Source organism: Acinetobacter sp. F9 (assembly GCF_019195275.1).
In the GTDB taxonomy this organism is placed as follows: domain Bacteria; phylum Pseudomonadota; class Gammaproteobacteria; order Pseudomonadales; family Moraxellaceae; genus Acinetobacter; species Acinetobacter pseudolwoffii.
In genome coordinates this window covers 2,790,565-2,813,099 of the sequence record NZ_CP078068.1, presented here as the reverse complement: position 1 = coordinate 2,813,099, position 22,535 = coordinate 2,790,565, and the positions used below count along the sequence as shown (strand labels likewise).

General features: G+C 43.8%; 20 protein-coding genes. 10 read left to right on the top strand and 10 right to left on the bottom strand.

Translation table 11 applies throughout. From position 1 onward, the window contains the following. Positions 1–71 precede the first annotated feature (71 nt). The 8 genes from purD to KT990_RS13395 form a co-directional block, all read right to left on the bottom strand. Positions 72–1,355, bottom strand: a complete 1,284-nt coding sequence (gene purD / locus KT990_RS13430; RefSeq protein ID WP_218208922.1) for a phosphoribosylamine--glycine ligase — start codon at positions 1,353–1,355, stop codon at positions 72–74. 162 nt (positions 1,356–1,517) lie between these two features. Then, a complete protein-coding gene (purH, locus tag KT990_RS13425) occupies positions 1,518–3,092 on the bottom strand; it encodes a bifunctional phosphoribosylaminoimidazolecarboxamide formyltransferase/IMP cyclohydrolase (protein ID WP_218208921.1) in 1,575 nt (524 codons plus the stop codon). Positions 3,093–3,187: 95 nt separating this feature from the next. Next, positions 3,188–3,457, bottom strand: a complete 270-nt coding sequence (gene fis, locus KT990_RS13420) for a DNA-binding transcriptional regulator Fis (protein WP_001086304.1) — start codon at positions 3,455–3,457, stop codon at positions 3,188–3,190. Between the two features lie 396 nt (positions 3,458–3,853). Next, positions 3,854–4,708: a zinc-ribbon and DUF3426 domain-containing protein gene (locus KT990_RS13415; RefSeq protein WP_218208920.1), complete on the bottom strand. Its 855-nt coding sequence runs from the start codon at positions 4,706–4,708 to the stop codon at positions 3,854–3,856. 15 nt (positions 4,709–4,723) lie between these two features. Continuing rightward, positions 4,724–5,629, bottom strand: a complete 906-nt coding sequence (gene prmA, locus KT990_RS13410) for a 50S ribosomal protein L11 methyltransferase (protein WP_218208919.1) — start codon at positions 5,627–5,629, stop codon at positions 4,724–4,726. Between the two features lie 129 nt (positions 5,630–5,758). Continuing rightward, the gene (locus KT990_RS13405; RefSeq protein WP_005096694.1) at positions 5,759–6,646 is read right to left on the bottom strand and encodes a bile acid:sodium symporter family protein; all 888 of its coding nucleotides are present in this window, start codon (positions 6,644–6,646) and stop codon (positions 5,759–5,761) included. An 88-nt stretch (positions 6,647–6,734) separates the two neighbouring features. Further along, a complete protein-coding gene (locus KT990_RS13400; RefSeq protein WP_005171255.1) occupies positions 6,735–7,622 on the bottom strand; it encodes a bile acid:sodium symporter family protein in 888 nt (295 codons plus the stop codon). 145 nt (positions 7,623–7,767) lie between these two features. Next, positions 7,768–8,238 (bottom strand): hypothetical protein, encoded by a 471-nt coding sequence (locus KT990_RS13395; RefSeq protein WP_218208918.1) that lies wholly within the window; start codon positions 8,236–8,238, stop codon positions 7,768–7,770. A 255-nt stretch (positions 8,239–8,493) separates the two neighbouring features. On the opposite strand from KT990_RS13395, the gene mnmG reads away from it, so the two are divergent. The 3 genes from mnmG to KT990_RS13380 all read left to right on the top strand — a co-directional run bounded on the left by mnmG (position 8,494) and on the right by KT990_RS13380 (position 12,355). Further along, the gene (gene mnmG / locus KT990_RS13390) at positions 8,494–10,374 is read left to right on the top strand and encodes a tRNA uridine-5-carboxymethylaminomethyl(34) synthesis enzyme MnmG (protein ID WP_005171251.1); all 1,881 of its coding nucleotides are present in this window, start codon (positions 8,494–8,496) and stop codon (positions 10,372–10,374) included. Between the two features lie 316 nt (positions 10,375–10,690). Next, the gene (gene mhpT, locus KT990_RS13385; protein WP_218208917.1) at positions 10,691–11,896 is read left to right on the top strand and encodes a 3-(3-hydroxy-phenyl)propionate transporter MhpT; all 1,206 of its coding nucleotides are present in this window, start codon (positions 10,691–10,693) and stop codon (positions 11,894–11,896) included. A 132-nt stretch (positions 11,897–12,028) separates the two neighbouring features. Continuing rightward, positions 12,029–12,355 carry a hypothetical protein gene (locus tag KT990_RS13380; protein ID WP_035337926.1) on the top strand — a complete coding sequence of 109 codons (327 nt, stop codon included), beginning with the start codon at positions 12,029–12,031 and terminating at the stop codon, positions 12,353–12,355. Positions 12,356–12,690: 335 nt separating this feature from the next. Here the strand turns inward: KT990_RS13380 and glnG are convergent, their stop codons facing one another. Then, positions 12,691–14,172: a nitrogen regulation protein NR(I) gene (glnG, locus tag KT990_RS13375; RefSeq protein WP_005096701.1), complete on the bottom strand. Its 1,482-nt coding sequence runs from the start codon at positions 14,170–14,172 to the stop codon at positions 12,691–12,693. Further along, a complete protein-coding gene (gene glnL, locus KT990_RS13370; RefSeq protein ID WP_005096702.1) occupies positions 14,159–15,268 on the bottom strand; it encodes a nitrogen regulation protein NR(II) in 1,110 nt (369 codons plus the stop codon). Before glnL ends, glnG begins: the two co-directional genes overlap by 14 nt. Before the next feature lie 341 nt (positions 15,269–15,609). On the opposite strand from glnL, the gene rimO reads away from it, so the two are divergent. The 7 genes from rimO (at position 15,610) to rseP (ending at position 22,505) form a co-directional block, all read left to right on the top strand. After that, on the top strand, positions 15,610–16,953 hold the full coding sequence (gene rimO, locus KT990_RS13365; protein WP_005096703.1) for a 30S ribosomal protein S12 methylthiotransferase RimO: 1,344 nt from the start codon (positions 15,610–15,612) through the stop codon (positions 16,951–16,953). A 46-nt stretch (positions 16,954–16,999) separates the two neighbouring features. Further along, the gene (gene pyrH, locus KT990_RS13360) at positions 17,000–17,728 is read left to right on the top strand and encodes a UMP kinase (protein WP_005171248.1); all 729 of its coding nucleotides are present in this window, start codon (positions 17,000–17,002) and stop codon (positions 17,726–17,728) included. 78 nt (positions 17,729–17,806) lie between these two features. After that, on the top strand, positions 17,807–18,361 hold the full coding sequence (frr, locus tag KT990_RS13355; protein WP_005096705.1) for a ribosome recycling factor: 555 nt from the start codon (positions 17,807–17,809) through the stop codon (positions 18,359–18,361). A 7-nt stretch (positions 18,362–18,368) separates the two neighbouring features. After that, a complete protein-coding gene (uppS, locus tag KT990_RS13350) occupies positions 18,369–19,121 on the top strand; it encodes a polyprenyl diphosphate synthase (protein ID WP_005096706.1) in 753 nt (250 codons plus the stop codon). Between the two features lie 3 nt (positions 19,122–19,124). Beyond that, complete coding sequence (locus tag KT990_RS13345; protein WP_100355039.1) at positions 19,125–19,949, top strand: phosphatidate cytidylyltransferase; 825 nt, start codon at positions 19,125–19,127, stop codon at positions 19,947–19,949. Beyond that, entirely contained in the window at positions 19,950–21,146 is a 1,197-nt protein-coding gene (gene ispC, locus KT990_RS13340) for a 1-deoxy-D-xylulose-5-phosphate reductoisomerase (RefSeq protein WP_180000036.1), read from the top strand. It abuts the gene before it with no gap. 3 nt (positions 21,147–21,149) lie between these two features. Then, positions 21,150–22,505 carry an RIP metalloprotease RseP gene (rseP, locus tag KT990_RS13335; protein ID WP_218208916.1) on the top strand — a complete coding sequence of 452 codons (1,356 nt, stop codon included), beginning with the start codon at positions 21,150–21,152 and terminating at the stop codon, positions 22,503–22,505. The last annotated feature ends 30 nt before the right edge of the window (positions 22,506–22,535 follow it).

The window sequence follows — 22,535 nt, the reverse complement described above, 5'->3', positions numbered from 1 at the left end:
GTATCTCTGATGAAATAAATGTATTAAAAAACCCCGCACTCAGCGGGGTTTTTACTTAATCAAAATTAAGATTAAGCATTTTCACGTGCAATGGCACGGTAACCGATATCTTTACGATATTGAACGCCGTCGAATATCACTTTTTCACAAAGCTCCAAAGCTTTGGCTTGTGCTTCGCCAATGGTATTGCCTAGCGCAGTTACGCAAAGTACACGACCACCCGCAGTCACAATCTCGCCATTTTCATTGGCTTTCGTACCGGCATGGAAAACTTTTGCATCAGTCATTTCAGTGTCTAAACCAGAAATCACATCACCATTGCTTGATGTTTCTGGGTAGCCTTTCGATGCCAGTACGATACCGACAGTCTTGCGCTCATCCCATTCAGTTTCTTTCGGTAAATTACCGTCTAAGCCTGCTTGAACCAAATCCACTAAAGATGATTTTAAACGCATCATGATTGGTTGAGTTTCAGGGTCGCCAAAACGGCAGTTGAACTCGATCACTTTCGGTTGACCTTGTTCATCAATCATCAAGCCTGCATATAAGAAACCAGTATAAACGTGTCCGTCTTTTTTCATACCTTCAACGGTAGGACGCATCACTTCATTCATGGTTTTTTCAAATATATCCGCAGTCACAACAGGCGCAGGCGAGTAAGCACCCATACCACCTGTGTTTGGACCTTGGTCGCCTTCAAAGATACGTTTGTGATCTTGTGAAGTCGCCATAGGTAAGATGTTGTCGCCATCAATCATACAAATGAAAGATGCTTCTTCGCCTGCAAGGAATTCTTCAATTACAACGCGAGAACCTGCATCGCCAAATTTGTTGCCTGCAAGCATGTCATCAATCGCATCGAAAGCTTCTTGATTGGTCATGGCAACGATCACGCCTTTGCCCGCAGCAAGACCATCCGCCTTGATCACGATTGGCGCGCCATTTTTTTCTACAAATGCTTTTGCTGCATCAACTTCTGTGAATACATCATAGAAAGCAGTTGGAATGTTATGGCGTTTTAAGAAATGTTTCGCAAATGCTTTAGAGCCTTCAAGCTGCGCAGCAAATTGAGTTGGACCCCAAATTTTTACACCTGCCTCACGGCAAGCATCAACGACACCGTTTACCAATGGAGCTTCTGGGCCGACAATGACAAGCTCAACGGCATTGTTTTTTGCGAAATCGATAATCGCAGCATTGTCTAAAATACTTAAATTTACGTTTTCACATTTATTTTCAGTGGCTGTACCTGCGTTGCCCGGAGCAACAAAGACTTTTGCAACTTTATCGTCTTGTGCGATTTTCCATGCAAGTGCATGTTCACGACCGCCATTACCCAAAACTAAAATATTCATCTAAAAATCCCTCAAAAGAATAGAATCCCACCTTGCGAAGCCATGCTTCTCACCCTGTAAAAAAGAAGGGCTTCACGAATAAAAATGTCCCTTTATTTGTGAAAAGTCCCCCTTTTTACAAAGGGGGATTTAGGGGGATTAATAAATACGACTTTGAATCAATTAGTGACGGAAATGACGCATGCCAGTGAACACCATCGCAATACCTGCTTCGTCAGCAGCCGCAATGGTTTCTTCGTCACGCATAGAACCACCCGGCTGGATAATGCATTTGATACCCGCTTTAGCGGCGTTATCAATACCATCACGGAATGGGAAGAATGCGTCAGACGCCATGACAGCACCCTCAACCACCAAGCCAGCATGTTCAGCTTTAATTGCAGCAATACGAGCAGAGTTAACACGGCTCATTTGACCTGCGCCAACACCAATGGTTTGACGGTTTTTCGCATAAACAATCGCATTAGATTTCACGTATTTTGCGACTTTCCAGGCAAAGATCATGTCATCGATTTCTTGTTCAGTCGGAGCGCGCTTGGTCACCACTTTAAGATCAGCTTTAGTAATCATGCCCAAGTCTTGATCTTGTACTAACAAGCCGCCATTCACGCGTTTGTAATCAAGTTGCGATTGACGTGCATCGATTGCTGGAAGTTCACCGCAAACTAAAACACGTACGTTTTTCTTCGCACCAGTCACTTCAAGTACGCCATCAGCAATACTTGGTGCAATGATCACTTCAACGAATTGACGCTCAACAATCGCTTGTGCAGTTGCAACGTCTAATTTACGGTTGAATGCAATGATGCCGCCAAATGCAGATTCGGGATCTGTTGCATACGCAAGGTCATAAGCCGCTTGAATGCCGTCTAAAGACACTGCAACGCCACATGGGTTTGCGTGCTTAACGATTACACAAGCAGGTTTCGCAAAAGATTTAACACATTCAAGTGCAGCGTCTGTGTCTGCAATGTTGTTATAAGAGAGTTCTTTACCTTGTAGCTGTTTCGCAGTTGAAACTGAGGCTTCTGTCGCTGTGTCTTCAACGTAGAATGCAGCAGACTGGTGCGGGTTTTCACCGTAACGAAGATCTTGAACTTTGTTCAATTGTGTATTGAAGGTACGTGCAAACTTGTCCGCTTCACCTTCTTGTTTGCCTACGCGAGCGCCAAGGTAAGATGCGATCATGCCGTCATATTGTGCAGTATGTTCAAATGCTTTTACTGCAAGGTCGAAACGAGTCGCATGCGATAAAGCGCCTTCAGCTTTAAGCTCAGCTACAACAGTGGCATAGTCAGAAGCATTCACCACGATGCCTACAGATGCATGGTTTTTTGCCGCAGCGCGAACCATGGTAGGGCCACCAATGTCGATGTTTTCGATCGCATCAGCCAGTGAACAGTTTGGTTTTGCTACAGTTGCAGCAAATGGATAGAGGTTTACAACGACTAAATCAATAGCATCAATGTTGTGTTCAGCCATCACAGCTTCGTCTAGACCACGACGAGCCAGAATACCACCATGAATTTTAGGATGTAGCGTTTTTACACGGCCGTCCATCATCTCTGGGAAACCAGTATGCTCTGAAACTTCTACTACAGCGACACTATTGTCTTTCAACAATTTGTAGGTACCACCTGTAGATAAAATTTCTACCCCTAGAGCAGCAAGTTCTTGTGCAAATTCAACAATACCAGTCTTGTCAGACACAGAGATTAAAGCGCGTTTAATAGTCATGATCTTCGTCACAGTTTTCAAGGAACAGAATAAAACAAAATCAGCAATTTACAGGTTAAAAAAAATGCCTGCGGAAGCCGCAAGCATTTTATCATTTATTCACTCATTAAACCGTGAGCTTTTAACTTTTTACGTAAAGTACCACGGTTGAGTCCGAGAATCTCGGCAGCACGTGTTTGGTTACCACGTGTATATTCTAGAACTACAGATAGAAGAGGTTTCTCCATTTCTGCTAGCACCATGTCGTATACCTGAGATGGTTGCTCGCCCTGTAGTTGCGCAAAATAATGGCGAACTGCGCGATCTACGTGGATACGTAAAGCAACATCAGATTGTGCAGTAAAAATAGGAGATTTGCTATTCATGCGAATTAATCCGAAAAACAAATATCGCTTGGGTAAAGCGATATAAAAAGTGGTCTAAAATTGAAATGAACTCCGCTTTAGATCCTAAAACTGGAGTTCTAAAACTTAATCATTGCATTGAGCCAATAGCTTGACACATCTCAACGTTTTGGTCGAAAAATAAGCGTAACAATAGTTAAAGTTTTGTTACTGACCAAAATCAAAACAAAAAAATCTGCACGATACGCAATAAATTTTATAGCGCATTAGGCAAGACTGTATTTGTTGTGAAAAAGTAGCGAGGAGTTGCAGCACATAGCTTTCGTGGCGCGTATCATACCATTGTCTAAGCAAAAGTGAGCAAGAAAACTGCATTTTTTTTAACTTTTTTTAATTTTTTAATGCTTTCTATTCAGATTAAGGGCGAATTATTTCCAAACTATAGCGATCAAAGCTTTTACGATCGACAGGAAGCTCAAATTTGAATTTGAATGGACTGTTTTTCGGGATACGTTCAATATTGACCAGACTTTCAATCAGGTACTCTTTGGCAGACAGGTTATAAGTCGCAACAACTTCACCGCGCTGTTCCAGATTGATTCTTAAAATCGGTAAAGCCAGGCTACGGTCATGGAAGTTGATCAGCTCACCGCTAAATTCAGTTTTCTTGTGACTGGTTGCCTTGATCTTGACTTTATTGACCTGAATCAGCGTGTAGTATTTTTCCAGATTGGAACAATTAAACACCTCGCATACATTGTTAAAGGCCAGACTCATGATATGACTATTTTTGATGTATTGCGGATTAAACCAGAAAAACTGGAACAGCAATATGCCAAATAGCATCAGGTTCAAGATGCTCCAGCCAATATAGTACATTGGCCCGCGGTATATCTGTTTTTCTGCCTGATCTTCCCAGTTCATGCTCGGCAGTACCGAGATAGGTTCGGTACTAAAATAGTTCAGATTGTTTAAATAGGTTTCCAGATCGATATTTGAATGTTCAACTTTCTGATCGAAAATATATAAAAGACTGTGCGTATTTTGCTGTTGATCGCGACCATATGCAGGTGGGTTATATCGAGAATAGGTTTGATCCTGAGACGCTGAGGTGGTGACCGAGTTTTGAGCTTCGGTCACCAGATGCGATAAGGCATTAAATGAAGTGGTGCATTTGGGACAGCAAACCATACCCTGCGCAATGGTGAGTTGAGCAACTGTGACCTTGTAGGTGGTGGAACAGGTAGGGCAATGGGTTCGTTTGTCACTCATAAACTATTTGTAGACTCATTCATTCTTATGGCGTTTACCCGAGATACGGCACCAGTGCTCGTCTCGTTTTTCTACTTCTAATATATCAAAATAATTTGAGTAAATGCTAGTAACATCAGCAACTTGCTCTTCGATAACTCCGGCAAGTGCGAACTGTCCCTCAGATTTAATTAAAGTTGCGAACTCAGGAGCCAACATCATTAGTGGCGCAGCCAAAATATTGGCAACAAATACGTCAGCCTTGGTAGTGCCGAGTTCATCTCTAAATTCTTTTGGCAGGCCGACATAAAGTTTGTCCAGTACACCATTCAGTTCAGCATTTTGCTGGGTGGCCAGAACTGCTTGTGGGTCAATATCAGTGGCATATGCTTTTTTAGCACCTAAGAGCAGGGCAGCTACCGCGAGAATGCCTGAACCACAACCATAATCGATGACGATTTTGTCTTTAACGTCAATTTTGCCGAGCCATTGTAAGCACAAGAATGTAGAGGCGTGGTTCCCTGTACCGAATGCCAGACCCGGATCAAGCTTGATATTGACTGCATCGGCTTCAGGTGCTTGCATCCATTCCGGTACAATCCAGTATTTTTCAGCAATCTGGATTGGCTCATACGCATCCATCCAGGTGCGTTCCCAAGCCTGATCTTCAATGAATTCGTACTTGATCGGCGCTTCTGGCATTTGCGCACCAATAAAGGTTTCTAGTGCAGCAACGTCAATTTCTTCGCCTTCTTCCTGTGCATAAATACCAGTCACAATCACTTTATTCCAGAGTGGTGTTTCGCCTGGAAGTGGTTCCAGCAAATCCTGGTTTTCAGCATCATCCAGGGTCACACTCACTGCGCCTAGTGAGCTGAGTAATGTCTCAGTATAATCGACCTGAGCTTGTTCAACCGTAATATGAATTTGTAACCACTTCACAGAAATAACCTTTATACATTTTTCAAAAAGCTATTGTAACGGAAGTTCAGACACAACGCTGCTATCTTCTTGATGCATACCCAAAATAAAAAGGATGCCGAAGCACCCTGTATAAAGCTCTATAAAGACTTATGAAACCTTAGAGAGAAGAGGTGTTCTGTCTAATGGTGCAAAGCGGTTAAGCAGTAGACCAAAAATGGCAGCAAAAATATACATGAAGATTGAATAAACCGCGGCAGGCATGGCCACAGCAGTGCTGGACATCACGGTCAGGGCAATGGTCATGGCTAATGTGCTGTTGTGAATGCCGATTTCAAAGGCACTGGCCCGTGCCTGAGCGGTATCTATATTCATTAAGCGGGGGACAAAATAGCCGATGGTCAGGCTGAAAATACAGAACAATGCCGTGGCGACACCGACCTGAGTCAGATATTCGGCAATATTGGTGCGTTCACTATAGATGGCCCCGACAATAATCAGAATCAAGAATATGACTGCAAAAATGCGCAGCGGTCTATTCAGTTTTTCAGTCAGGCGTGGTGCATGATGTCGAATCAGCATACCAATCGCGACAGGAATAATAATGATGCCAAACACCTGAAGAATTTTGCCAAGCTGGAGCGTGATCTGCTGGCTGTCCTGCATGAAATGCATAATCGAAAAATTAACGATTAACGGTAAAGTTAAGGCTGCAATCACTGAATTAATCGCAGTCAGGGTGATGTTGAGTGCCAGATCACCTTTGAAAAGATAGCTAAACAGATTGGCCGTACTGCCGCCGGGTGAGGCGGCTAACAGCATCAGACCCACGGCAAGAAGTGGAGGCAGGGCCAAAACTTTACACAGGATAAATGCAATACCGACCAATAAGACCAGTTGACAAAATAATGCGACTAAAACAGCTTTAGGATGTTGGGTGACCCGGGCGAAATCTTTGAGGGTAAGTTCGAGACCTAAACCCACCATAATAATCGCGAGCGCAAGCGGCAGTAAAATCGTAATAATGCCAGAATCCATCTGTCATGCTCCTTGTTAAAAATTATTTTAATACTTTTGCTTTTCTTGGGAAAAGCATACAGCTTTATCGCAGACTCAGCCAAATAAATTACAAATCCGATAAACGATTTTTATGGCGATAAGCGATATATTGGCGACTCATCATCACCCCGAAAATAGTCGCAAAACTATACATGACAATGGTGTAAATGCCGGCCGGAATTGCCATAGTGACATCGCCTAAGACCGAAATCGCAATGGTGATCGCAATCGCCGTATTATGAATGCCGATTTCAAAGGTACAGGCCCGTGCCATTTTTTCTGGAATACCCATCAGTAGCGGAATGCAATAACCAATAAACAGGCTGGAAAAACATAAAATCACAGTAGCTAAACCAATACTGGAAAAATATTCAAAGAGATTAAAACGATCTCTAAAAACGGCAAATATCAAGAGTATGCTTAAAAAACTAATTGAAACGAAGCGCATCGATTTGCTGACGGTAATGGATAAATGTGGAAATTTGGCTCGAAGCAGCATCCCGATGATCACGGGGATCAGGGTAATTAAAAACACCTGTATCATTTTTTCAACTGGAAATGTCACAGTCGAGTCGTGACTCATAAAGTATTGTAATGAGAGATTGATAATAAAGGGCAGGGTGAAAATAGAAATGATGGTATTGATGGCAGTCAGGGTGATATTCAGTGCGACATCGCCTTTATACAGATAGCTAAACAGGTTGGCGGTTGGGCCTCCTGGTGAAGCGGCCAGAAGCATTAAACCTACTGCGAGTAAAGGAGCTAAGTCCAGAATCAGGCAAATAAAGAAAGCAATACTGGTCAACAGCACGAGCTGTGTAAATAGGGCAATAAAAATGACTTTAGGATAGCGGCTTAAGCGCAGGAAATCCTTGATTTTTAATTCGAGTCCCAGCCCCATCATCATGATTGCCAATGTAATAGGCAAAAAAAAGTTAAAAAACCCCGAATCCATGAAAAATCCTTTTTATTATTGATTTTTAGATAGATTTTAAGTGTAGCGGAGCTGAATAAATAAGCAATATAAAACGGGCAAAATGTATTCACTTTGCCCGTCAAAGCTTTTACTTGAAATGTAAGCTATTTAGAGCTATGACAGCTTACATGCCTGGCTGAGTTTGCATTTGCGCATCAGGCGGAGTCTGTTGGTCATTCATTGGTTGCTGCATTTGCGGCTGGCTTATTTGTGGTTGCATTGGCTGACTGTGCATTTGGGATTGTCCCTGAGGGCGTGGCGGCATAAAGCCTAAAGCACATTTACCTTTGACTTCGGTTCCATTAATGGTGGCGGTGGTCGCGCTACTATTGCCACTACAGGTACTCATGAGTTCAGCTTCATCACCTTTGATTGAAGTATTTTTTGATGAAGCGAAAAACTGTGGCTCACAGGTTCCATTCCAGATAATGCCTCGATGGGCAAAACTGACTTGTGCACCTTGGGTTTTGCCTTTACAAACCTGTTGATACTTTTGCGCATTATAAGTGGTTTCGACCTTATCATTTGCTGAGGCTGCAAATGGCGCAAAACATAAACCACACAGAACAGTTGAGAGAAAAATATTCTTATTCATCAGTTATACCTTTGTTTGTAATGTAAGCAGTATATAGCTTAAAAAATACTCAAAATTAAACAGTGTAAATCGAGTAATTTTCTGAACTTATATGTTTAATTTATATAGTCCCTCTGCAAAGTTAAATTACAGTGCTTGATTCTTGTACAAGATGATTCATTTTTTATCTCAGGATAAATTCGACTGAATCTGTCTACTTTAGAATGAAATTTGCTATAATACTCAGCTATCCTTTTTTATCTCTCAATTACCACTATGCATTATCCTAAAGTATACGATGTCATTGTTATCGGTGGCGGTCACGCCGGTACAGAAGCAGCTCTGGCTGCAGCGCGTATGGGTCGACAGACTTTACTCTTAACTCATAACATTGAGACTTTAGGGCAGATGAGCTGTAACCCGGCCATCGGTGGTATTGGTAAATCGCACTTGGTGCGTGAAATTGATGCCTTGGGCGGTGCAATGGCACTGGCTGCCGACAAAGGCGGTATTCAGTTCCGTATTTTGAACTCGCGTAAAGGTGCAGCAGTTCGTGCAACACGTGCGCAGGCAGACCGTGTCCGTTTTAAAGCGGCAATTCGTGAAACCTTAGAGAATCAGGCGAACTTGGATATTTTCCAGCAAGCGGCTGATGACCTGATTGTTGAAGGCGATACCGTCAAAGGTGTGGTTACCCAAATGGGCATTCGTTTTGATGCCAAAACTGTGGTGTTGACTGCGGGTACATTCTTGGGCGGCGTAATTCACGTTGGTCTGGAAAAATCCAGTGGTGGTCGTGCCGGTGATCCGCCATCGATTTCATTGGCAGCACGTTTGCGCGAATTGAATTTACCTGTGGGGCGTTTAAAAACCGGTACACCACCGCGTATCGATGCACGTTCGGTCGACTTTTCTGTAATGACACCGCAGCCGGGTGATTTCCCATCTCCGACCATGTCGTTTATGGGCGATGCGTCTATGCATCCGGAACAGGTGAACTGCTATATCACCCATACCAATGAACGTACGCATGAGATTATTCGCGGTGGTCTAGATCGCTCACCAATGTATACCGGTAAAATTGAAGGTGTGGGGCCGCGTTATTGCCCATCAATTGAAGACAAGATTCACCGTTTTGCCGATAAAGACTCGCATCAAGTATTCTTGGAACCGGAAGGTCTGGATACGCATGAGCTTTATCCAAATGGTATTTCAACTTCATTGCCATTTGATGTGCAGTTTGAGTTGGTTCGCTCAATCCGTGGTATGGAAAATGCGCATATTTTGCGTCCGGGTTATGCGATCGAGTACGATTATTTCAACCCGCAAGCGTTGAAATTTACCCTTGAAACCAAAGCCATTAATAACCTGTATTTCGCTGGTCAAATTAATGGAACCACTGGTTATGAAGAAGCAGGTGCACAAGGTTTGCTGGCAGGTTTAAATGCTGCACGTCGTGCCTGGGATCAAGGGCAGTGGACACCAAAACGCGATGAAGCCTATATGGGTGTATTGGTAGATGACCTGATTACGTTAGGCACCAAAGAACCGTACCGTATGTTTACCTCACGTGCTGAATATCGTTTGATGTTACGTGAAGACAATGCCGACCAGCGTTTAACTGCGATCGGTCGTGAATTGGGTCTGGTCGATGATGCACGTTGGGCGGTTTACTGCGAAAAAATGGAAGCAGTTGAAAAAGAAACCGGTCGTTTGCAGCATCTTTGGGCGGCGCCAAACAATCCAATGGGCAAGAAATTCGTTGAGATGACTGGCGCAGATTTATCTAAAGAATGTTCAGCGATCGATCTTTTGAAACGTCCAAATATTTCATTTGCGCAAATTGCCGAGTTAACCGGTTCTGATGTATCTGCGCAGGTCGGTGATCAGATTGAAATCGCAGTGAAATATGCGGGTTATATCAACCGTCAGCATGAAGATGTGGCACAAATGAAACGTCTTGAAGAAACCCGTATTCCAGGCGACTTCGATTATGACATCGTGTCGGGGCTGTCGCGTGAAATCACGTTGAAACTGAAGGATGTACGTCCTGAAACATTGGCGCAAGCCAGCCGTATTCCGGGTGTGACGCCTGCGGCTGTTCAATTGGTGATGATTACGATTCGTAAGAATGCACAAACGAAAAAATCTGCTTAAGAATACAGTGTGAAAAAGCCCGCGCAATGCGGGCTTTTTATCGGCTGATATTTTTGTATAAGTCTCGGCTATCATTCAATTATAAATAACTACTATTTAACTAAGTGTCTTATTTATAAAGATAATAAAAATTATTAAGATGTAAAAAGTCTATAAATTTTAGCTTTTAGGTCTAATGGAAAGGGTATTAAGTAGAGTTGATGGACTTAAATCCGACTATTGTCGTGGTATTTCTCTGACCAGATTAGGATAAGAATAGGGGGAATAGGATCGTCAGGCTATCAAACGATTTATAGGTTATTGATGGAGATCAATCATGATACAGCCTTATAGTGAAAAATTACGAAAAATATTGACGATTTTCTTGTGCTTTTGGGTGGCATTTTTTGAGGGTTTCGATCTTCAGGCTCCTGGAATTGCAGCAAAAGGAATTGCGGCAAGCTTTGCTTTAGATCAGGTTCAGATGGGCTATGTGTTTAGTCTGGGCGTCTTTGGAATGCTCTTTGGTGCATTCTTTGGCGGACGTATCGCGGATTATTTGGGACAAAAGAAAGTCCTGATGTTGTCTGTGGCTATTTTTGGTGTGTTCATGTCGCTGACTGCAATTGCACCGAGCATCGAGGTTTTATATGCTGCGCGTTTCTTGACCGGTTTGGGTCTGGGTGCTGCAATGCCGACCATGATTTCCGTGGTTGGAGATGAAGCAACTGAAGCCAATCGCGGTAAGCTCAATAGCTTGATGTATTGTGGCCTGCCTGTCGGTGCTATTTTTGTCGCCGGTTTGGCTATGCTGCTTCCAGATATTCAATGGCAGACTTTATTTTTAATTGGTGGTTTAACGCCTTTAGCGCTTCTCCCTTTTATGACCTTTATTCTTAAAGATCAGTCTACAGCAGCGGTAGCGCAAAAAAGATCTGGCGAAGCTGTACCGGGCATGGTCGAGGTTTTGTTCAAGCAGCAACAGTATAAAAATACAGTGCCGCTTTGGGTGGGTTTCTTTTTTACCTTGATGATCAACTATATTCTGATTAGCTGGTTGCCTAATCTGCTAATGGAACAAGGCTTGCAAAAACAGCAGGCATTTCTGGTGATGCTGGTGTTTCAGGTGGGTGCGGTGATAGGAACCTTGGGTTTGGGTTATTTGCTAGATCGTTTAAAATTGTGGCAAATGGCAACCCTTATTTACAGCGGCTTATTTGTTGCCTTGGTTTTGTTGTTCACCAGTACCTCGATTCCGCTATTAATTTTAGCCGGCGTGATGGGTGGGATCTTTTCTACAGGTGGTCAATCTATTCTGTATGGCATCTCACCGATTTTTTATTCAGGTGCAGGTAAAGTTACAGGCGTAGGCAGCGCCATTTCTTTAGGTCGTTTAGGTGCCATGACCGGTCCGTTATTAACCGGGAAAATTTTGGCATTAGGTTTGGGAACTACAGGTATCCTTATGGCAAGTTTACCTGCGGTGGTTGTATCAGCGGTAGCAGTCACGGCACTGTCACGTTATAAGGCAGCTCATAAATAAGCCAGTTTTCTATTTTTATTGCTATTAAAAAGGAATCTACGGATTCCTTTGTTATGGCTCATATTTTAATTGAGTAAAATCGGCAGATAAAATTTGCTAAAATAGATGGATAGCAAACAGACTGATTTTTATATGCCTTACCAACTGATCGAACTCGATATTCAGGCCACCGATAATATTGCCTGTCCACATTGCCAGCAGAATATTATTGACTGGACTGAAGAACAATATGTGCAGCCGTGTGAACATACTTTATTTATTGCCATGGATATTGGCTTTGAATATATGACCGATGAATTTGAGCATAGCATGCCGCGTTCGGTAGATGATCTGCATGCCAATGACGATCAGGTGAATATGTTTGATGAAATTACCGCCAGTACTTATTCAGATTATCTGATCTTAAAGTCAGACTTGGGCGCAGCAGGTTATTCGCGTTATATCGGCTTGACTGTTTAGCTCATCTTAGTATAAAAAAGCACCCGAAGTTCACTACTGTTCCACAATTTGAGCTTTATTTCAGTACCAAGTCAATATGATGACACCATATGCTTAAATATTTGATATTTTTATATATTTAATTTTTCAAAGCCTTGTCTTTTCTTTGAAAAATTTAAATTACTTTGTGTAGGCTAAATCCTACTTTTGACAGACCAAAAGTAGGCAAAAGTCTTTATCCCCCATACACTACATCCTGTCATGATGGGGAATGTCTGGCATCCTTGCCACACTCACAAATCAAATACCTGGAATTCAACTGTGAGAGAGCAGTAACCCGAAGGTACTTTTATAGATTAGCTTGGACTTTCGATTTCTTCTTCTACCTCATCATCGGCCGTATCCATACCGAGTTCTTTGAGCTTGCGGGTCAGCGTGTTACGGCCCCAGCCCAAAAGTTCAGCTGCATGACGTTTGCGACCACGGGTTTGTTGTAATGCAGCATTAATCAGGGTGCGCTCAAACATCGGTGTAGCGACATCCAAAAGTTTCATCTCGCCATTTTTGAGTTTTTGCATGGCCCATTGACCTAGTAATTCATCCCAGTGCTGTGGACCCACTTGGTTTAAGTTTGGAATTGGTGAACCTAAATCCAAATCTTGAATTGGAATTTGTTTCAGTTCAGGTGGTAGGTCTTCTGGATAGACTTCACGACCCGTGATCATTACGGTTAGCCAGCGACAGGTATTCTCCAATTGACGTACGTTGCCTTGCCACGGCAGTTTTTGCATATATTCCTGGGTTTCAGGACGCAGAATTTTGGGATTAACGCCGAGTTCTTTACCAGCACGTGCCAGGAAGTGTTGCGCCAGCATCGGAATGTCTTCACTGCGATGTGCCAGTTTTGGAATGTGAATCCGAATCACATTCAGGCGGTGATACAAGTCTTCACGGAAACGGCCGTCATGTACCAGTTTTTCCAGATCCTGATGTGTGGCAGCCACAATCCGCACATCAACCTTGACGGGAATATGACCACCGACACGATAAAACTCGCCATCGGCCAAAACACGCAATAAACGGGTTTGGGTTTCAAAAGGCATGTCGCCAATTTCATCCAGAAACAGCGTGCCGCCGTTGGCCTGTTCAAAACGACCTTGACGCTGGGTATTGGCACCGGTAAATGCACCTTTTTCGTGACCAAAAAGTTCGGTTTCGATCAGGTCTTTGGGAATGGCTGCCATATTCAGGGCAATAAAGGGCTTTGCACTACGCGGTGAATGGCGGTGCAAGGCATGTGCCACCAATTCTTTCCCTGTACCGGACTCACCATTAATGAGTACAGTAATATGCGATTGCGCTAAACGGCCGATGGCGCGAAACACTTCCTGCATGGCGGGAGATTCACCGATAATTTCAGTCGATTGAATCGGCGGGGCAACTTTTGCTGATTCTTGTTGTTGCAGCTTGGTAATATGCAAAATCGCACGATTGACCAGTGCCAGCGCTTCATCAATATCAAAAGGCTTTGGCAGATATTCAAAAGCACCAGTCTGATAACTTGATACAGCAGACTCTAGGTCTGAATGCGCCGTCATAATAATCACAGGCAGGTCAGGATAATTGTGTTTGACCTTACCCAAGAAGGTGAGTCCATCAATCCCCGGCATACGGATATCGGTCAGAATCACATCTGGTGCATCAACACTGAGTTGATCTAGTGCGGATTGTGCTTCTTCAAAGCTGGTCACGTCCAAGCCTTCTTCTTTAAAGGTTTTTTCCAGTACCCAGCGCATGGCACGATCGTCATCAATCACCCATATTTTATTTCGCGACATGATTCGACTCCCAAGGTAAATATAAGCTAAACACGGTTTTTCCAGCCACGGACTGACATTCAATCATGCCGTTATGCTGATGAATAATATTTTGAGCAATACTGAGACCCAGTCCGGTACCTTTGGCGCGACTGGTGACCAGTGGATAAAACACAGATTCGATAATGTCTTCGGGGACCCCAGGGCCATTGTCTTCAATATCAATGCGTACCACAGAGCGATGAATTGCCCCGTTAATGGTAAATAGGCGCTGAATCCGGGTTCTTAAAACCAGTTCAGGCTGGTGATCGACAAAAAACTCTTTGTTCTCGGTCATGGCCTGTACTGCATTGGCGCAAATATTCAAGATCACCTGAATCAGTTGATCACGGTCTGCCAGCACTTCAGGTAAGGACAGGTCATAATCCCGAATAATCTTGATTTTCTTTTTGCTTTGATTGGCGATGAGTGAGCGCACCCGCTCAAGTGGCTCATGTACATTTACCAGCTCATAGCTTGGCAGTTGGCGTGAACCGAGCATGGTGTCGGCCAGATTTCGGAGTCGATCGACTTCACTAATAATAATATCGGTAAATTCTTTGTATTGTGGATCATTCAGACTGCGAGCCAGAAGTTGTGTTGCCCCCCGAATTCCGCCGAGTGGGTTCTTGATTTCGTGCGCGACACCGCGAATCAGCTGGCGAGCCACTTGATGTTGCTGAATCAGGTTTTCTTCACGCGAAATTTTAAGCATGCGGTCACGAGGATTGAGCTCGATTAACAATAGTGGGTGATAGGGCTTACCCAGATTTAGCTGAGAAACGGTGTAATCGACATGAATGTCCTTAAAGTTGACAATCAGTGTGGCTTCACGGCGCGTATAAGGTTGGCCTGTAGTTAAAGTGTTGTTCAGCGCTTCTTCAGTATTAAACTCATCGGTCGGATGTTGCAGAAGACCCAGTGCCGGACTTCCACTGGCGCGAAATAAGCTCACATCAAATAAGGCTTCGCAGGCAGAGTTGAGATAATAAATATTAAGATCGCGGTCTACCAATAAGATACACGTGGTCATATTGTCCACTAAAACACGATAGTCGATCGGAATAAGCTGATCCATTCGCGGTTTTTTTCCTGTATTAAAATGGCGCAATGGCATCTTCATAAAGCAATTTAATCAATTTTAAGTTCTGATTTGATGCAAGATGCACGCCAACTTTTATGACTAAAGCTTATTTATTGCGATGAAATGCAGAAATGTGCCACAGCGACACAATTCATCTTAGGTATAGCGGATTAAATTGAGGCTGTAAATCTAAAATGTTCTATTTTGGTGCGCGCGCAAATATGTTGTATATTTTATGGCGTTATTTTAGTGCATGATGCAAAGAGTCAGGTTTTCAACTATTTTTATGATGCGAAAAGACATACAATACGCGCATTCTAGTAGAGCGAAAATTCATGAAGTCCCCCAAAGTCGGTTTTGTATCTTTAGGTTGTCCTAAGGCATTGGTAGATTCTGAACGTATTTTAACCCAGTTAAAGACTGAAGGTTATGACGTCGCTTCGGATTATGACGGTGCTGATTTAGTTGTAGTAAATACCTGTGGTTTCATTGAATCCGCAGTGCAAGAATCGCTAGACGCGATTGGTGAGGCGATGAGCGCGAATGGTCGCGTCATCGTAACAGGCTGTCTAGGTAAAGACGAAGACAAGATTCGCCAGATGCATCCGAATGTCCTGAAAGTGACAGGTGCAGCGGCATATAAAGATGTTATGGATGCGGTTCATCAATACGTGCCTGAACCGCCAAAACACAATCCATTTATTGATTTAGTTCCAGAGCAAGGTATCCGCCTAACACCTAAACATTATGCCTATTTGAAAATATCGGAAGGCTGCAACCATCGTTGTACTTTCTGTATTATTCCAAGCATGCGTGGTGATTTGGTCTCCCGTCCAGTTGGTTCTGTGCTTGAAGAAGCCGCAGCGCTGAAACGTGCCGGTGTTAAAGAAGTACTCGTTATCTCCCAGGATACTTCTGCTTACGGTCTGGACACCAAATACAAGCTGGATTTCTGGAACGGCCAGCCGGTGAAAACCAAATTCTATGACATGTGTGAAGCACTCGGTCAGTTGGGAATCTGGGTGCGTTTGCACTATGTTTATCCATATCCGCATGTCGATGCCGTGATTGACCTGATGGCTCAAGGCAAAATCCTGCCTTATCTGGATATTCCATTTCAGCATGCGAGTCCAAAAATTCTCAAGCTGATGAAACGTCCTGCGCACAGTGAAAACACACTGGAGCGATTGAATATCTGGCGTGAAAAATGTCCTGATCTGGTTATCCGTTCAACATTTGTGGTGGGCTTCCCGGGTGAAACCGAAGAAGACTTCCAGATGCTGCTCGATTGGTTGAAACAAGCTCAATTGGATCGTGTAGGTTGCTTTACCTATTCACCAGTTGAAGGTGCGACAGCAAACGATTTGCCAGACCACGTTCCTGAAGAAATTAAACAAGAGCGTTATGAGCGTTTCATGCAGGTTCAGCAAGAAATCTCGGCAGCCAAACTCCAAAAACGTATTGGTCAGACCATGACCGTGCTGGTAGATGATCTGGAAGAAGAATTCCCGGTGGCAGTTGCGCGTTCTTATGCAGATGCACCTGAAATTGATGGCAATGTTTTTGTTGAAGATATCGATAAAAGCGTCATTAAGGCAGGGGATTTGCTTGAAGTCGAGATTACCGATGCAGACGAGTACGATCTGTATGCAAAACTCATTTCAGTCAAATCTGCTTAAGATTTTGAATTAAAAAAATTTAAATTGAATACTTTGGAGTTTGATGATGTTGGATTCTAAAAAGCCACGCTTTGGTCGCATCCTGTTAAAGCTTTCTGGTGAAGCATTGGCAGGCAATAAAGACATGGGAATCGATGCACAAGTGCTCGACCAGATGTCGCTTTCTATTGCGCACCTTGTAGGTTTAGGCGTACAAGTAGGTATCGTGGTTGGTGGTGGTAACCTGTACCGCGGTAGCCAGCTGCAAAAAGACGGTCTGGTTGGCCGGGTCACTGGCGACCAGATGGGTATGCTGGCAACCGTGATGAACGGTCTGGCACTACGCGACGCTTTGGTGCGCCGTAATATTAAAACCCGTTTGATGTCTGCACTGCCAATTGGTACTGTGGTTGAGTCTTACTCGAGCCGTGATGCGATCCGTCACCTGACTCAGGGTGAAGTGTGTGTGTTCGTGGCAGGTACAGGTAATCCATTCTTTACCACAGATACCGCAGCATGTTTGCGTGGTATTGAAATCGAATCAGATTTGATTTTGAAAGCCACTAAAGTCGATGGCGTATATAACAAAGATCCAAGCAAATATGACGATGCGGTTAAATATGACACTTTAACCTTTGATCAGGTGCTGGATGAAAAACTGGGTGTCATGGACTTAACTGCGATCTGTTTGTGTCGTGACCATAATGTGCCGCTACAAGTATTCGATATGAATAAATCTGGCGCATTACTTTCAGTGGTGATGGGCGAAAAAGAAGGGACTCACGTTACCAATTAATGACGTGAGCACCAAAGCACTTTATACTACGCGCTAATTTAGCAATTAACTTTTTTAGAATTAAGTAAGGAAGATCATATGATTAACGATCTTAAAAAAGACAGCGAAGACCGTATGAACAAAACTCTAGAATCTCTAGAGCATGGTTTTGCAAAAGTTCGTACCGGTCGCGCGCATCCATCTATTTTAAATAATGTGATGGTTTCTTACTATGGTTCAGACGTTCCATTGAACCAGGTGGCAAACGTTGGTGTTGAAGATTCACGTACCCTGTTGGTTCAACCGTTTGAACGTTCAATGGTGGCTGCAATTGATAAAGCGATTCGTGAATCTGACTTGGGTCTTAACCCGATTTCAGCAGATGCGATCCGTGTACCTATGGCAGCACTCACTGAAGAAACACGTCGTGACATGCAGAAAGTTGCCCGTACTGAAGCAGAAAATGCAAAAGTGGCAATTCGTAACATTCGCCGTGATGTATTGGGTGATATCAAAGCCTTATTGAAGGAAAAAGAAATTTCTGAAGATGAAGAGCGTCGTGCTGCTGACGAAATCCAGAAAATTACCGACAAATTTGTTGCTGAAGTTGACAAACGCTTGGCTGCGAAAGAAGCTGAATTGATGAAGGTCTAATTCATCGATGACCGCTGCTGAAGAAAACCCCTGTCTTCCGAAACATGTTGCCATCATTATGGATGGCAACAATCGTTTCGCCAAAAAAAATCAGATGCAGAAAGGTGATGGACACCGTGAAGGAAAAACGGTTCTGGATCCGATTGTAGAACACTGTAGAAAAAGAAATATCCAGGCTTTAACTGTTTTTGCCTTTTCCAGTGAAAACTGGAATCGTCCACAGTTTGAAGTCGAATTGCTCATGAAACTCCTGCTTGACACGATTCATGAGCAACTCCCCCGCATGGAAAAATTCAATATTGCCTTACGTTTTATCGGTGATCGCAGCCGTTTGTCCGCTGAATTGCAGGGACTCATGTTGCAAGCCGAACAAAGGACTGCTAATTTCAATAGTATGACACTCACTATTGCAATCAGTTATGGCGGTATGTGGGATATGGCACAAGCTGCAAAGCAAATTGCCAGTGATGTTTTAACAAATAAATTAGATCTTGATGCAATTGATACTGATGTATTTGGTCAATATGTCAGCCTCGGTGACTTACCAGCAGTTGATCTGCTGATTCGTACTGGCGGAGATTTCCGTCTGTCGAATTTTCTGTTATGGCAGGCAGCCTATGCAGAGCTTTATTTCACTGAGACGCTGTGGCCAGAATTTACCGTTGAAGAACTTGATGATGCACTTGCCGTATTTGGTGGGCGTGAACGTCGTTTCGGTAAAACATCAGAGCAGGTTCATCAGGAAAAACTTGAGAATTAATACATGTTTGAGCGGATTATAACCGCATTGGTGTTGGTAGCAGTTGTACTGAGCTGTATGTTTGCTACTGAATCACATTATCCAATGTTTGTATTGATGGTTCTTGCTGCCGGGGTTGCCGGTTATGAGTGGTTTAAACTCATGCCGCGAAAATTTAAGCAGGTCATCAAGCCCGTTGCATGGGGATATGGGGTGCTGACCGCGGCTCTATCAGCATTGGCATTGTATTTTGCTGAAGTCGCTTTGTTGTTATGGGTGGCTTCTATTATTACCTGGTTACTCAGTATTTACTGGGTTAAGTCTTATCCTGAGTATGACGGCTGGTACAATACAAGCCTAAATGGCATTGGTGTAGTGCTGATTTCTGCTGCTGTCACCGCAATTTTCTCGGTTTGGCAAAGTTCACCGTGGTGGTTGATGTACCTGTTTTTACTGGTATGGGGCGCAGACAGCGGTGCGTATTTTGTTGGCCGTAAATTCGGTAGGAAAAAACTTGCACCAAATGTCAGCCCAAACAAATCTGTAGAAGGGCTGTATGGTGGTGTGATCACCTCAATGCTGATTGTGATTGCAGTTGCTTTGCTTTATCTGGAGATGACCTGGCCAGAACTTATTTTATTCCTGACCTTATCGGTGATCACGGTCTTCAGTTCAGTACTGGGAGATCTGTTTGAATCCATGATCAAACGACGTGCCGGTATTAAAGACTCGGGCCGTATTTTACCGGGTCATGGCGGGGTGCTGGATCGTATTGATTCTTTGCTTGCTGCAGCTCCAATCTTTGCGGCAGGTATTGCTGTTCTAAAACTTATTGGTGTAGATTTATAAATGTCACAAGCGGTTTGTATACTGGGTGCTACAGGTTCTATTGGTCAAAGTACTTTAAAAATCTTGCAGCGACATCCTGAAGCGTACTCGGTTTTTGCTGTAACCGCGCAAAGTCGTATTGCTGAACTGGTCAAGATTTGCCAGCAATACCGCCCGAAAGTGGCGGTGGTGCCTGCGGCAAAAGTGGATGAGTTTTCAAAACTCCTTCAGCAACATGGTCTGGCTGATATTGAAATTCTGCAAGATGAAGCCGGTTTAATTGCTGTGGCTGAACATGCGGATGTCGATATTGTCATGGCTGCCATTGTCGGTGCTGCCGGATTGTTGCCGACACTGGCTGCAGTAAAAGCAGGCAAGCGCGTACTGCTGGCCAATAAGGAAGCTTTGGTGATGTCCGGTGACCTCATGATGCAGGCTGCACGCGATCATGGTGCATTGTTGCTTCCGGTGGATTCCGAACACAATGCGATTTTCCAGTGTTTACCACAGCACTATTTTGAGGCAGAGCGTCATGGCAAGCCCAAGCTGGGTGTCTCGCAAATTTTGTTAACTGCATCTGGTGGGCCGTTTCTTAATCATAGTCTACAACAGCTTGAAGATGTGACGCCTGCACAGGCCTGCAAGCATCCCAACTGGTCAATGGGCCAAAAAATTTCGGTCGATTCAGCGACTTTAATGAATAAAGGTCTGGAATTGATCGAAGCCTGTCATTTGTTTGCAGTTCAAGAACAATTTGTTACAGTCGTGGTGCATCCACAGAGTATTATTCACTCCATGGTTCAATATGTAGATGGTTCAACTTTGGCACAAATGGGTAATCCGGATATGGGCACACCTATTGCACATGCATTGGCATGGCCTGAGCGAATCAGTACGCATGTACCAGCCTTAGATCTGTTTATGCACTCGCAGCTTAACTTTCAGGAACCGGATGTGATTCGTTTTCCTGCATTAAAGTTGGCGCGTCAGGCGATGCAGAGCGGCGGGATTGCACCCACGATTTTAAATGCGGCCAATGAAATTGCAGTTGACGCATTTTTACATCAGCAAATTAGGTTTACCCAAATTCCTCAAGTGGTTGAGCATGTCCTGAATCAGATGGACAATCAGCCGGCAAATGATCTGGAGGCTATCTTGCAGGCAGATCAAATGGCACGAGGTTTATCACAGCAGTATGTTGTGAATAAAGGAAGTTAAGACATGAACGCCTTGTTTATTATTGCAGCCGCAATCCTGTTACTCGGTCCCTTAATTGCGATTCATGAGTTTGGTCACTATATTGTGGCGCGTAAACTGGGCGTTAAAGTGTTGGTGTATTCGATTGGTTTTGGACCAACGCTGTTAAAGTGGACCTCAAAAAAATCTGGCATTCAATATCAGCTATCCGCCTTACCTTTAGGCGGTTATGTGAAAATGCTGGATGAACGTGAAGGCAATGTTGCTGAAGAAGACTTGCCCAAAGCATTTAACCGTCAGCATCCCTGGAAACGGATTGCCATTGTGGCAGCGGGACCATTGATCAACCTCATTCTTGCGGTGCTGTTATTCTGGGTGCTGTTTTTACCGGCACAAGAGCAGCTGAATACCCGCGTTGGTAAAGTTTTACCAGATACGCCGGCTGCAACAGTACAAATGCAGCCGGGTGACAAAATTGTTGCTGTGGACGGGACTCCAGTCGAAACCTGGGAAAAACTGAGTTATGCGCTGGTGGATCGTGTGGGTGAAACCGGTGTAGTGTCTATTCAGGCAGAACGTGCCGGGGAAAACAAGCTGTTCCAGTTACCGATTCGGAACTATTTAAAAGACCAGAGTCAATCTCCGTTAGACAGTCTGGGCTTCTTGCCTTATCGACCGGAAATTCCGGCTGTGATTAGCAAGCTGACTGAAGATGGTGCAGCAATTCGCCAAGGCCTGAAGCAAGGTGACAAAATTCTGGCCATTGATGGTGTCCAGATGAAAGACTGGTTTGATGTGGTACAAATTGTACAGGCATCACCAGAAAAATTACTGAAGATGGATGTATTGCGCGAAAACCAGGTGGTGCAACTTGAAGTGATGCCACAGGGCAAGCGTGACAATATGGGCAATGTCACGGGTATGCTCGGTGTACAAAGTGATCCGGGTAAAATCTCGATTCCCGCAGAATATAAGCAGACCATTCACTACAATCCAGCTGAAGCACTGGTGATGGCATTTGATAAAACTGCGCACTTATCTTCGATGATTCTGAACTCGATTGTCAAAATGGTACGTGGCATGATTGGACTGGATAACTTATCTGGACCGATCACCATTGCCAAAGTCGCAGGACAAAGCGCGGAAATGGGTTGGGAAACTTTTATTTCCTTTATGGCGCTAATGAGTGTAAGTTTAGGAATATTAAATCTACTGCCGATTCCAATGCTTGATGGCGGACATCTGGTTTACTATTTTGTTGAATTAATTCGTGGTAAACCTGTTTCCGAACAAATACAATTGGTTGGACTAAAAATTGGTATGGTACTGCTCGGCAGTATGATGCTTCTGGCATTATTTAATGATTTTATGCGTTTATAACAACGTAGATGGAATAAATTAACAGCGGAA